The sequence below is a fragment of the Neisseria bergeri genome (assembly GCA_003044455.1).
In the GTDB taxonomy this organism is placed as follows: domain Bacteria; phylum Pseudomonadota; class Gammaproteobacteria; order Burkholderiales; family Neisseriaceae; genus Neisseria; species Neisseria bergeri.
On sequence record POWY01000023.1, the window covers coordinates 1 to 13914 of the forward strand.

The following is a 13914-nucleotide window of genomic DNA, read 5'->3' on the forward strand; positions in this document are numbered from 1 at the left end:
GGGTGAGAACGTAACCATCACCGTAGAACTGATTGCGCCTATCGCTATGGAAGAAGGCCTGCGCTTTGCGATTCGCGAAGGCGGCCGTACCGTGGGTGCCGGCGTGGTTTCTTCTGTTATCGCTTAAGTTTAGAGGCCAATAGCTCAATTGGTAGAGTATCGGTCTCCAAAACCGAGGGTTGGGGGTTCGAGACCCTCTTGGCCTGCCAAATAAAAAATTAACCGGCCTTGTGCCGGTTAATTTTTTTGTATTTGTTATTTAGTAAACTCTCTTGCCATTTGCATGGATTGAGAATAGACAGATGCTATGATGGATAAATAATATGACAGAACATACGCCTGAAAAAAAGAACGTTAAAGTGGATCAACTGGTTGTTCAAGATAAAGAATCTGCATCTAATTCCGGTAAGGAAGGTTTTTTTGCATATTTCTCAAATTCTTGGTCCGAATTCAAAAAGGTGGTTTGGCCTAAGCGTGAAGATGCTGTCAGAATGACTGTATTTGTTATAGTGTTTGTTGCTGTGCTTTCTATATTTATCTATGCGGCAGATACAGCAATTTCGTGGTTATTTTTTGATGTATTGCTGAGAAGGGAAGGTTGAGATGTCGAAAAAATGGTATGTTGTACAGGCGTATTCGGGGTTTGAGAAGAATGTCCAACGAATATTGGAAGAGCGAATTGCCCGTGAGGAGATGGGAGATTATTTCGGACAAATTTTGGTGCCTGTAGAGAAAGTTGTTGATATCCGCAATGGTCGTAAGACTATTAGTGAAAGAAAGTCATATCCTGGTTATGTGCTAGTTGAGATGGAAATGACAGATGACTCTTGGCATCTTGTAAAAAGCACTCCCCGTGTTTCGGGTTTTATTGGAGGGAGGGCTAATAGACCCACGCCGATTAGTCAGAGAGAGGCTGAAATTATTTTACAGCAGGTTCAGACCGGCATAGAGAAGCCGAAACCAAAAGTTGAATTTGAGGTCGGTCAACAGGTTCGTGTAAATGAAGGGCCGTTTGCGGATTTTAACGGGGTGGTTGAGGAGGTCAATTATGAACGGAATAAGTTACGCGTGTCTGTTCAGATATTTGGTAGAGAAACACCCGTTGAGCTGGAGTTCAGCCAGGTTGAAAAGATTAACTGATTTTTATACTTGAAAAAAAAGCAATAAGAGGATAGAATCAAAAATTAACTTGGGGAGCGGAAATGGTTCCGCGTCTTACCCGTTTTTAGGAGTCCGTTAAGTGGCAAAGAAAATTATCGGCTATATTAAACTGCAAATTCCTGCAGGTAAAGCCAATCCATCTCCTCCGGTTGGTCCTGCTTTGGGTCAGCGCGGTTTGAATATTATGGAATTTTGTAAGGCATTCAATGCTGCAACCCAAGGTATGGAGCCTGGCTTGCCGATTCCGGTTGTGATTACTGCATTTGCAGATAAATCATTCACATTTGTGATGAAAACCCCGCCAGCTTCTATCTTGTTGAAAAAAGCTGCCGGTTTGCAAAAGGGCAGTTCTAACCCTCTGACCAACAAAGTGGGTAAATTGACCCGTGCCCAGTTGGAAGAAATTGCTAAAACTAAAGAGCCTGATTTGACTGCTGCTGACTTGGATGCGGCTGTTCGTACTATAGCAGGTTCTGCTCGCTCAATGGGCTTGGATGTGGAGGGTGTTGTATAATGGCTAAAGTATCTAAACGCTTGAAAGCTCTTCGCTCTTCTGTGGAAGCTAACAAACTGTACGCAATCGACGAAGCAATTACCTTGGTTAAAAAAGCTGCTACCGCTAAATTTGACGAATCTGTTGACGTATCTTTCAACTTGGGCGTTGATCCTCGTAAATCTGACCAAGTTATCCGTGGTTCAGTCGTTCTGCCTAAAGGTACCGGTAAGACAACCCGTGTGGCTGTATTTACTCAAGGTGCAAATGCAGAAGCTGCTAAAGAGGCTGGTGCGGATATCGTCGGTTTCGAAGATTTGGCTGCTGAAATCAAAGCAGGCAATCTGAACTTTGATGTTGTTATCGCTTCTCCTGATGCAATGCGTATCGTTGGTCAATTGGGTACCATCTTAGGTCCTCGTGGTCTGATGCCAAACCCTAAAGTAGGTACGGTTACCCCTAATGTTGCCGAAGCAGTTAAAAATGCAAAAGCAGGTCAGGTTCAATATCGTACAGATAAAGCTGGTATCGTTCATGCAACGATTGGTCGTGCTTCTTTTGCTGAAGCTGACTTGAAAGAAAACTTTAATGCGTTGCTGGATGCTATCGTTAAAGCTAAACCTGCTGCTGCTAAAGGTCAGTATTTGAAAAAAGTTGCTGTGTCTAGCACCATGGGTTTGGGTATTCGCGTTGATACATCAAGCGTAAATAACTAATCTTAAGGAATTTTCAAGCAGTTTGGTTTTTTGGGCTGCTTGAATTTGGGCTACTTAAAATTAAGTAGATGTCCAAGACCGTAGGGATCGTAAGATTTAATCGTAACTGCCCTACGCAGACGGTAGTCCTGAAACACATTGCAAGATTGCTTGTAAGATGTCTTTTTAGGTTACCGCGCTGGTGGGATATCGTTTTGGTATCCTGTTTATAAACAGTGGGAGGTAGACCTTGAGTCTCAATATTGAAACCAAGAAAGTGGCGGTCGAGGAAATTAGCGCGGCAATTGCTAACGCTCAAACCCTCGTAGTCGCTGAATATCGCGGTATCAGTGTTTCCAGTATGACTGAGCTTCGTGCGAATGCACGTAAAGAAGGCGTTTATTTGCGCGTTCTGAAAAATACTTTGGCTCGTCGTGCAGTGCAAGGTACTTCATTCGCAGAATTGGTCGACCAAATGGTTGGTCCGTTGGTTTACGCTGCTTCTGAAGATGCTGTTGCTGCTGCTAAAGTGCTGCACCAATTCGCGAAAAAAGATGACAAAATTGTCGTTAAAGCCGGTTCTTACAATGGCGAAGTAATGAATGCTGCTCAGGTTGCTGAGTTGGCCTCTATTCCGAGCCGCGAAGAGCTGTTGTCCAAACTGTTGTTCGTTATGCAAGCTCCTGTATCGGGCTTTGCGCGCGGTTTGGCTGCTTTGGCAGAGAAAAAAGCCGGCGAAGAAGCCGCTTAATCGATTTTGTTTCTGTTAATCAATTATTTTTTAATACAATATTCGGAGTAAATATAGCATGGCTATTACTAAAGAAGACATTTTGGAAGCAGTTGGTTCTTTGACCGTAATGGAACTGAATGACTTGGTTAAAGCTTTTGAAGAAAAATTCGGCGTTTCTGCTGCCGCTGTTGCAGTTGCAGGTCCTGCTGGTGTCGGTGCTGCCGCTGCTGAAGAAAAAACCGAATTTGATGTCGTTTTGGCTTCTGCCGGTGATCAAAAAGTTGGCGTGATTAAAGTTGTCCGCGCTATCACTGGTCTGGGTCTGAAAGAAGCTAAAGACATCGTTGACGGTGCACCTAAAACTCTGAAAGAAGGTGTTTCTAAAGCTGAAGCTGAAGACATCCAAAAACAACTGGAAGAAGCCGGTGCTAAAGTCGAAATCAAATAATTTGATGCTTCCTATGAAGGCTGGCAGTTTTCTGCCAGCCTTATTTTGCTTATTAAAATAAACATTAAGCATTGTTTACATTTATTTGCATAGTCTTTATCAAACAATTGTAAATAAATGTAAATATTAAATTAATGCATACCGTTGTTTCAGACGGCCTATTATTTAAAATTGCTTTTCGGAGTGTATATGAGCTATTCGTTTACCGAGAAAAAACGTATCCGTAAGAGTTTTGCAAAGCGAGAGAATGTTTTAGATGTTCCTTTCCTGCTGGCAACCCAAATTGATTCTTATGCGAAGTTTTTGCAGCTGGAAAATGCTTTTGACAAACGTACCGATGATGGTCTGCAGGCGGCATTTAATTCTATTTTCCCGATTGTGAGCCATAACGGTTATGCGCGATTGGAGTTTGTTCATTACACATTGGGCGAGCCTTTGTTCGATATTCCTGAATGTCAATTGCGCGGAATCACTTATGCTGCCCCCCTGCGCGCGCGTATCCGATTGGTGATTTTGGATAAGGAAGCGTCTAAACCGACGGTAAAAGAAGTTCGTGAAAACGAAGTGTATATGGGCGAAATTCCGTTGATGACCCCGAGCGGTTCTTTTGTGATTAACGGCACAGAGCGTGTGATTGTTTCCCAGTTGCACCGTTCGCCCGGCGTGTTCTTCGAGCATGACAAAGGTAAGACACACTCTTCCGGCAAATTGTTATTCTCCGCCCGCATCATTCCCTACCGTGGTTCATGGTTGGATTTTGAATTTGATCCGAAAGATTTGCTGTATTTCCGTATCGACCGCCGCCGTAAAATGCCGGTAACGATTTTGTTGAAGGCTTTGGGCTACAATAATGAGCAAATCTTGGATATTTTCTACGACAAAGAAACGTTCTATTTGTCTTCAAACGGTGTTCAAACCGATTTGGTCGCAGGCCGTCTGAAAGGCGAAACTGCCAAGGTCGATATCTTGGATAAAGAAGGCAATGTTTTGGTTGCCAAAGGTAAGCGCATTACTGCGAAAAATATCCGTGATATTACCAATGCAGGCCTGACCCGTTTGGATGTAGAACCGGAAAGCCTGCTGGGCAAAGCATTGGCTGCCGATCTGATTGATTCGGAAACCGGCGAGGTATTGGCTTCTGCCAATGATGAAATTACAGAAGAGTTGTTGGCCAAATTTGATATCAACGGCGTAAAAGAAATTACGACCCTTTATATCAATGAGCTGGATCAGGGTGCTTATATCTCCAATACCTTGCGTACGGATGAGACTGCCGGCCGGCAGGCGGCGCGTGTTGCGATTTACCGTATGATGCGTCCGGGCGAACCGCCCACCGAAGAGGCAGTCGAGCAATTGTTTAACCGCTTGTTCTTCAGTGAAGACAGCTACGATTTGTCCCGCGTAGGCCGTATGAAATTTAATACGCGCACATACGAACAAAAACTGTCCGAAGCCCAACAAAACTCTTGGTACGGCCGCCTGTTGAACGAAACGTTTGCCGGTGCTGCCGACAAAGGCGGTTATGTCCTGAGCGTCGAAGATATTGTCGCCTCGATTGCGACTTTGGTCGAGTTGCGTAACGGTCATGGCGAAGTGGACGATATCGATCACTTGGGTAATCGTCGTGTTCGTTCTGTGGGTGAGTTGACTGAAAACCAATTCCGCAGCGGTTTGGCCCGTGTGGAACGTGCCGTTAAAGAGCGTTTGAATCAGGCGGAATCCGAAAACTTGATGCCGCACGACTTGATTAATGCGAAACCTGTTTCTGCTGCCATCAAAGAATTCTTCGGCTCCAGCCAATTGAGTCAGTTTATGGATCAGACCAACCCCTTGTCTGAAGTAACCCATAAACGCCGTGTATCCGCATTGGGTCCGGGCGGTTTGACCCGCGAACGTGCAGGCTTCGAGGTGCGGGACGTGCATCCGACCCACTACGGCCGCGTATGTCCGATTGAAACGCCTGAAGGTCCGAACATCGGTTTGATCAACTCATTGTCCGTTTATGCGCGCACCAATGATTACGGTTTCTTGGAAACGCCTTACCGTCGCGTTATCGACGGCAAAGTAACCGAGGAAATCGATTACTTGTCTGCCATCGAAGAAGGCCGCTATGTGATTGCACAGGCGAATGCCGATTTGGACAAAGACGGCAATCTGATTGGCGACTTGGTTACTTGTCGTGAAAAAGGCGAAACCATTATGGCAACGCCTGACCGCGTTCAATATATGGACGTGGCAACCGGCCAGGTGGTATCCGTTGCGGCATCCCTGATTCCGTTCTTGGAACACGATGACGCGAACCGCGCATTGATGGGTGCGAATATGCAACGTCAGGCAGTGCCTTGCCTGCGTCCTGAAAAACCGATGGTCGGTACCGGTATCGAGCGTTCCGTTGCCGTTGACTCTGCTACTGCAATCGTTGCCCGCCGAGGCGGCGTGGTCGAGTATGTCGATGCCAACCGCGTTGTGATCCGTGTCCATGACGACGAAGCGACTGCCGGCGAAGTGGGTGTCGATATTTACAACTTGGTCAAATTCACCCGTTCCAACCAATCTACCAACATCAACCAACGTCCGGCCGTCAAAGCCGGAGATGTGTTGCAGCGCGGCGATTTGGTGGCCGACGGCGCGTCCACCGATTTGGGCGAATTGGCTTTGGGTCAGAATATGACCATCGCCTTCATGCCGTGGAACGGTTACAACTACGAAGACTCGATTCTGATTTCCGAAAAAGTGGCTGCGGACGACCGCTATACTTCGATTCACATTGAGGAATTGAATGTCGTTGCCCGCGATACCAAGCTGGGTGCGGAAGACATTACCCGCGATATTCCGAACTTGTCCGAGCGTATGCAAAACCGTTTGGACGAATCCGGTATCGTTTACATCGGTGCGGAAGTAGAAGCCGGCGATGTGTTGGTAGGCAAAGTAACGCCTAAAGGCGAAACCCAGCTGACGCCGGAAGAAAAACTGCTGCGCGCCATCTTCGGCGAAAAAGCATCCGACGTGAAAGACACTTCGCTGCGTATGCCTACCGGTATGAGCGGTACGGTTATCGACGTTCAAGTCTTTACCCGCGAAGGCATCCAACGCGACAAACGCGCCCAATCCATTATCGATTCCGAATTGAAACGCTACCGTTTGGATTTGAACGACCAATTGCGTATTTTCGACAACGACGCATTCGACCGTATCGAGCGTATGATTGTCGGTCAGAAAGCCAACGGCGGCCCGATGAAGCTGGCCAAAGGCAGCGAAATCACGACCGAATATCTGGCGGGTCTGCCGAGCAGGCACGATTGGTTCGATATCCGTCTGACCGATGAAGATTTGGCCAAGCAGTTGGAACTGATTAAAGTAAGCCTGCAACAAAAACGCGAAGAAGCGGACGAGTTGTACGAAATCAAGAAGAAAAAACTGACCCAAGGCGACGAGCTGCAACCGGGCGTACAAAAAATGGTGAAAGTCTTTATCGCCATCAAACGCCGTCTGCAAGCCGGTGACAAAATGGCGGGCCGCCACGGTAATAAAGGTGTGGTATCGCGTATTCTGCCTGTGGAAGACATGCCGTACATGGCGGACGGTCGTCCTGTGGACATCGTACTGAACCCGTTGGGCGTACCTTCCCGTATGAACATCGGTCAGATTTTGGAAGTTCACTTGGGTTGGGCGGCAAAAGGTATCGGCGAACGCATCGACCGTATGCTGAAAGAGCAACGCAAAGCCGGCGAGCTGCGCGAGTTCTTGAACAAACTCTACAACGGCAGCGGTAAGAAAGAAGATTTAGACAGCCTGACAGATGAAGAAATCATCGAATTGGCTTCCAACCTGCGCAAAGGTGCATCTTTCGCCTCTCCTGTATTCGACGGTGCGAAAGAGTCTGAAATCCGCGAAATGCTGAACTTGGCTTATCCAAGTGAAGATCCTGAGGTTGAGAAACTGGGCTTCAACGACAGTAAAACCCAAATCACGCTGTATGACGGACGTTCCGGCGAAGCATTTGACCGCAAGGTTACAGTCGGTGTGATGCACTATCTGAAACTGCACCACTTGGTTGACGAAAAAATGCACGCCCGTTCTACCGGCCCGTACAGTCTGGTTACCCAGCAGCCTTTGGGCGGTAAAGCCCAGTTCGGCGGCCAACGTTTCGGTGAGATGGAGGTTTGGGCATTGGAAGCATACGGCGCGGCATACACGCTGCAAGAGATGCTGACTGTGAAGTCTGACGACGTGAACGGCCGTACCAAAATGTACGAAAACATCGTCAAAGGCGAACACAAAATTGATGCCGGTATGCCCGAGTCCTTCAACGTATTGGTCAAAGAGATTCGCTCACTGGGCTTGGATATCGATTTGGAACGTTACTGATACGGGTTTCAGACGGCATAAGGGGAGCTGTTCTGCAGGTATGCGGGGCAGCCGACAATGTTTAAAAACGAAATGCCGTCTGAAAACGCTGTGCCGCTATCCATATCGAAAATCCGCCACGCGGTAAAAATACTTCCTTTAAGGAGCAGAAATGAATTTGTTGAACTTATTTAATCCGTTGCAAACCGCCGGTATGGAAGAAGAGTTTGATGCCATCAAAATCGGTATTGCCTCTCCCGAAACCATTCGCTCATGGTCTTATGGCGAAGTCAAAAAACCTGAAACCATCAACTACCGTACGTTCAAACCAGAGCGCGACGGCTTGTTCTGCGCCAAAATCTTTGGCCCGGTCAAAGACTACGAATGCTTGTGCGGAAAATACAAACGCTTGAAATTTAAAGGCGTAACCTGTGAAAAATGTGGCGTGGAAGTTACCCTGTCCAAAGTGCGCCGCGAACGCATGGGCCACATTGAATTGGCTGCACCCGTTGCCCATATTTGGTTCTTGAAATCCCTGCCTTCCCGCTTGGGTATGGTATTGGACATGACGTTGCGCGATATCGAACGCGTATTGTACTTTGAAGCATTCGTGGTAACCGACCCCGGTATGACTCCGCTGCAACGCCGCCAATTGCTGACTGAAGACGATTACTACAACAAGCTGGACGAATACGGCGACGATTTCGATGCCAAAATGGGTGCGGAAGGTATCCGCGAATTGCTGCGTACCTTGAATGTAGCGGGCGAAATCGAAATCCTGCGCCAAGAGTTGGAATCGACCGGTTCCGACACCAAAATCAAAAAAATCGCCAAACGCTTGAAAGTATTGGAAGCCTTCCACCGTTCCGGTATGAAGCTGGAGTGGATGATTATGGACGTGCTGCCGGTATTGCCGCCTGATTTGCGTCCTTTGGTTCCGTTGGATGGCGGTCGTTTTGCCACTTCCGATTTGAACGATTTGTACCGCCGTGTTATCAACCGTAACAACCGTCTGAAACGTCTGTTGGAACTGCACGCGCCCGACATCATCGTCCGCAACGAAAAACGTATGTTGCAAGAAGCGGTCGACTCTCTGTTGGATAACGGCCGTCGCGGTAAAGCCATGACCGGCGCCAACAAACGTCCGCTGAAATCATTGGCAGACATGATTAAAGGTAAAGGCGGTCGTTTCCGCCAAAACCTGCTGGGTAAACGTGTGGACTACTCCGGCCGTTCCGTGATTACCGTAGGCCCATACCTGCGTCTGCACCAATGCGGTTTGCCGAAAAAAATGGCTTTGGAACTGTTCAAACCATTCATTTTCCATAAATTGGAAAAACAAGGTCTAGCCTCTACCGTTAAAGCAGCGAAAAAATTGGTAGAGCAAGAAGTACCGGAAGTATGGGACATCTTGGAAGAAGTCATCCGCGAACATCCGATTATGCTGAACCGTGCGCCGACCCTGCACCGTTTGGGTATTCAAGCGTTCGAACCCATCCTGATTGAAGGTAAAGCCATTCAGCTGCATCCGTTGGTATGTGCCGCGTTTAACGCCGACTTTGACGGTGACCAAATGGCGGTACACGTTCCATTGAGCTTGGAAGCGCAAATGGAAGCGCGCACCCTGATGCTGGCTTCAAACAACGTATTGTCTCCAGCCAACGGCGAACCGATTATCGTACCTTCTCAAGATATCGTATTGGGTCTGTACTACATGACCCGCGACCGTATCAATGCCAAAGGCGAAGGCAGCCTGTTTGCCGATGTGAAAGAAGTGCATCGCGCATACCATACCAAACAGGTTGAGCTGGGTACGAAAATCACCGTACGTCTGCGCGAATGGGTAAAAAACGAAGCAGGTGAGTTTGAGCCTGTCGTTAACCGTTACGAAACAACCGTCGGCCGTGCATTATTGAGCGAAATCCTGCCGAAAGGTCTGCCGTTCGAGTACATCAACAAAGCGTTGAAGAAAAAAGAAATTTCTAAACTGATTAACGCATCGTTCCGCCTGTGCGGCTTGCGCGATACGGTTATCTTTGCTGACCACCTGATGTACACCGGTTTCGGATTTGCAGCCAAAGGCGGTATTTCCATTGCCGTTGACGATATGGAAATTCCAAAAGAAAAAGCGGCCTTGCTGGCTGAAGCCAATGCCGAGGTTAAAGAAATCGAAGACCAATACCGTCAAGGTTTGGTTACCAACGGTGAACGCTACAACAAAGTGGTGGATATTTGGGGTCGTGCCGGCGATAAAATCGCTAAAGCGATGATGGACAACCTGTCCAAACAAAAAGTTATCGACCGTGACGGCAACGAAGTCGATCAAGAGTCATTCAACTCCATTTATATGATGGCAGACTCCGGTGCCCGTGGTTCTGCGGCTCAGATTAAACAGTTGTCTGGTATGCGCGGTTTGATGGCAAAACCTGACGGCTCGATTATTGAAACGCCGATTACCTCAAACTTCCGTGAAGGTCTGACCGTATTGCAATACTTTATTGCGACCCACGGTGCGCGTAAGGGTTTGGCGGATACCGCATTGAAAACCGCGAACTCCGGTTACCTGACCCGTCGTCTGGTAGATGTAACTCAAGATTTGGTCGTTGTTGAAGACGATTGCGGTACTTCAGACGGCTTTGTGATGAAGGCAGTCGTACAAGGCGGCGATGTGATTGAAGCATTGCGCGATCGTATTTTGGGCCGTGTTACCGCGTCTGACGTTGTCGATCCGTCAAGTGGCGAAACATTGGTTGAAGCAGGCACGTTGTTGACTGAAAAACTGGTGGATATGATTGATCAATCCGGTGTCGATGAAGTCAAAGTCCGTACACCGATTACTTGTAAAACCCGCCATGGCTTGTGTGCGCACTGTTATGGTCGCGACTTGGCACGCGGTAAGCTGGTCAATGCCGGTGAGGCAGTTGGTGTGATTGCTGCACAATCCATTGGTGAACCGGGTACCCAGTTGACCATGCGTACGTTCCACATCGGTGGTGCGGCATCCCGTGCGGCAGCAGCCAGCCAAGTCGAAGCCAAATCCAACGGTACGGCACGTTTCAGCAGCCAAATGCGTTATGTTGCCAACAACAAAGGCGAATTGGTTGTCATCGGTCGCTCTTGCGAAGTCGTGATTCATGATGACATCGGCCGTGAACGCGAACGCCACAAAGTACCTTACGGTGCCATCCTGCTGGTACAAGACGGTATGGCCATTAAAGCCGGTCAAACCTTGGCAACTTGGGATCCTCATACCCGTCCGATGATTACCGAACACGCAGGTATGGTGAAATTTGAAAACGTGGAAGAGGGCGTAACCGTTGCCAAACAAACTGACGATGTAACCGGTTTGTCCACTTTGGTAGTGATTGACGGCAAACGCCGTTCCAGCAGCGCATCCAAACTGTTGCGTCCGACTGTGAAACTCTTGGACGAAAACGGTCTGGAAATCTGCATCCCGGGTACTTCCACTCCGGTATCTATGGCATTCCCAGTGGGCGCAGTGATTACTGTACGCGAAGGTCAGGAAATCGGTAAAGGCGACGTATTGGCGCGTATCCCGCAAGCCTCTTCCAAAACCCGCGATATTACCGGTGGTCTGCCGCGCGTTGCCGAGCTGTTTGAAGCACGCGTGCCGAAAGATGCAGGTATGTTGGCAGAAATCACCGGTACCGTTTCTTTCGGTAAAGAGACCAAAGGCAAACAGCGTCTGATTATCACTGATGTAGACGGCGTAGCATACGAGACTTTGATTTCCAAAGAGAAACAAATTTTGGTGCATGACGGTCAAGTGGTAAACCGCGGTGAAACCATCGTAGACGGAGCGGTTGATCCGCATGATATTCTGCGTCTGCAAGGTATCGAAGCACTGGCGCGTTATATCGTTCAAGAGGTGCAAGAGGTTTACCGTCTTCAAGGTGTGAAGATTTCCGATAAACACATCGAAGTCATCATCCGTCAAATGCTGCGCCGTGTGAATATTGTTGATTCAGGTGAAACCGAATTCATTACCGGTGAGCAAGTCGAACGCGGCGATGTCATGACAGCCAATGAAAAAGCTTTGGAAGAAGGCAAAGAACTGGCACGTTACGAAAACGTATTGCTGGGTATTACCAAAGCCTCACTGTCCACTGACAGCTTCATTTCTGCCGCATCGTTCCAAGAAACGACCCGCGTTCTGACCGAAGCCGCCATCATGGGCAAACAAGACGAATTGCGTGGTTTGAAAGAAAACGTCATCGTCGGTCGCTTGATTCCTGCTGGTACCGGTTTGACTTACCACCGCAGCCGTCATCAACAATGGCAAGAGGTGGAGCAGGAGACTGCTGAAACCCAAGTAACGGATGAATAATCTTTGGTGCGTTTATTCAATACAAAACCGCAAGCTTTAAGCTTGCGGTTTTTCTTTGTCCGATTAAGGCAAAAACAAGCGTTTTCGTCATTTTGAGGCGTGTGGATATAAGCCCGATAAGCGTTCCATATCTTCGTACCACCAAATCATGCATCGAATAGAACGAGTTAAATCCGAAGGTTATTGTGTTAAATATTGCAAAAATACTTTAAAAATTTTGCGGGGGGGGGGGTAGAATTTCCAGACTTAAAGCTTAAGTTTTTTTAACAAAGTTTGGGGGAGTCTAAATGAAAGTATCTCAATCAGTAATGAATAAACTTGTTATTGCTGCTATTGCTTCTATGGGGCTAACAGCGTGCGCGGGTGGCGGTTCCGGTTCATCTATGTCGGTTCAACCAAGCATTTCGGAACAACTGAAAGACAATGCAAATGTTGATACGAAAGATGAAAAAGTTATTGAATATCTGGAGAAATCATCATTAAAAGATGTACCAAAAGAATTGCAAGCCAAAGTATTAGAGGTTAAAGGTGATGAATATACAGGAGCGCGAAAACAATATGCAGGTAAGCTCGGTAAGGGGGAATCCGTCAAAGCAATGCTATTTCTAGACGGTGAAGAGCCGTTTAGTAAGGAACAACTTCAGAAGATGGATGTATATGTTAATGGTAAAAAATACGAAGGTAGTAAGGGGGGTGAGCTAGATGTTCTCCCCAAAGGTTTGAGTGAGCAAAAGATTGAGTTTTACGGTGCGGATAAAGAACAGAATTATGCGCTATTAAAAACTTGGGTTTATGAGCAGCCGTATTCCATGGTTAGAGGCTATTTTAGCTACGGTCGAAAAGACGGTAATCCTATAGAAGAGGATAAACAAAATCCTGAAGAGATTCTATTTGACCTTGATCTGCGCGACATTAGAGGCGTGGCAACAGATGAAGACAAATTACCCAAGGCTGGGAGCTTTCAATATGAAGGTCGGGCTATTGGCGGTAATAGGGTTTTATCCAAAGAATCGTTAGATAACCATAATGGCGTATTTAGATACACAATTGATTTTGATCTTAGAAAAGGCTCTGGCTCGATTGAAGGAATGGAACAATATGGCAAGATCAAATTAGAAGAAGCTGCTATTGAGAGAATCCCTTATCGAGAGTCCGGCTCCAGCTTGGGGTTGAAAGACCGGGTTTCTTATTTCGGCGTGAACGAAGGAGTGGCTACGTCAGAGAAGGATAATAAGATTAAAAAGTATCATTTGGGTATTTTCGGCGAAGCGGCTAATGAAGTAGCAGGTGCTGTAAGTCTTGAGTATAAACATCAAGCTGTTATCGGTTTCGGCGGCGAGAAGAAATAGAGAAAGCACTATTTCTATTTAGTGCCGTTTGTCCGGGCAAGATGCCGTCTGAAGTTTCAGACGGCATTTTCTTCAAAAAACAGTCCGCCGAATCGAATACTGCCAAGCGGCAATGCAATACCTCAAAACAGCAATAATTTCTCTCAAAACAGTTGATTCTTACTGAAGAGACCTTTGCAAAACTCCTTTCCCTCCCGACATCCAAAACCCAACCACAGGTTTTCGGCTGTTTTCACCACCAATCACTCCCTAACTCTACCCAAACGCCCCCTTAATCCTCCCCAGATACCCCATAATCGGGCATCCGGCCGCCTTTTAGGCGGCAACAGGCACACTTAGC

General features: G+C 47.3%; 10 protein-coding genes and 1 tRNA gene. All 11 read left to right on the top strand.

What is annotated here, in order from left to right:
* Nucleotides 1-127: EF-Tu C-terminal domain-related protein (locus DBY86_RS12345; protein WP_455519154.1), on the top strand; the 127-nt coding region annotated here is incomplete at its 5' end.
* A 6-nt stretch (nt 128-133) separates the two neighbouring features.
* A tRNA-Trp gene (locus tag DBY86_RS12350) sits at nt 134-209 on the top strand.
* 114 nt (nt 210-323) lie between these two features.
* Nucleotides 324-602, top strand: coding sequence for a preprotein translocase subunit SecE (gene secE, locus DBY86_RS12355; protein WP_002215367.1), 279 nt, complete (start codon nt 324-326; stop codon nt 600-602).
* Nucleotide 603: 1 nt separating this feature from the next.
* Entirely contained in the window at nt 604-1140 is a 537-nt protein-coding gene (gene nusG / locus DBY86_RS12360; protein WP_002215369.1) for a transcription termination/antitermination protein NusG, read from the top strand.
* 100 nt (nt 1141-1240) lie between these two features.
* Nucleotides 1241-1675, top strand: coding sequence for a 50S ribosomal protein L11 (rplK, locus tag DBY86_RS12365; RefSeq protein WP_002220151.1), 435 nt, complete (start codon nt 1241-1243; stop codon nt 1673-1675).
* A complete protein-coding gene (gene rplA, locus DBY86_RS12370) occupies nt 1675-2370 on the top strand; it encodes a 50S ribosomal protein L1 (protein WP_107820171.1) in 696 nt (231 codons plus the stop codon). Before rplK ends, rplA begins: the two co-directional genes overlap by 1 nt.
* Nucleotides 2371-2599: 229 nt before the next feature.
* The gene (gene rplJ, locus DBY86_RS12380) at nt 2600-3100 is read left to right on the top strand and encodes a 50S ribosomal protein L10 (protein WP_107820172.1); all 501 of its coding nucleotides are present in this window, start codon (nt 2600-2602) and stop codon (nt 3098-3100) included.
* Between the two features lie 58 nt (nt 3101-3158).
* Nucleotides 3159-3530, top strand: coding sequence for a 50S ribosomal protein L7/L12 (gene rplL / locus DBY86_RS12385; protein WP_107820173.1), 372 nt, complete (start codon nt 3159-3161; stop codon nt 3528-3530).
* Nucleotides 3531-3719: 189 nt separating this feature from the next.
* Nucleotides 3720-7898, top strand: coding sequence for a DNA-directed RNA polymerase subunit beta (rpoB, locus tag DBY86_RS12390; RefSeq protein ID WP_107820174.1), 4179 nt, complete (start codon nt 3720-3722; stop codon nt 7896-7898).
* A gap of 151 nt (nt 7899-8049) precedes the next feature.
* The gene (gene rpoC, locus DBY86_RS12395) at nt 8050-12225 is read left to right on the top strand and encodes a DNA-directed RNA polymerase subunit beta' (RefSeq protein WP_107820175.1); all 4176 of its coding nucleotides are present in this window, start codon (nt 8050-8052) and stop codon (nt 12223-12225) included.
* A gap of 287 nt (nt 12226-12512) precedes the next feature.
* A complete protein-coding gene (locus DBY86_RS13855; RefSeq protein ID WP_234403463.1) occupies nt 12513-13574 on the top strand; it encodes a factor H binding family protein in 1062 nt (353 codons plus the stop codon).
* The last annotated feature ends 340 nt before the right edge of the window (nt 13575-13914 follow it).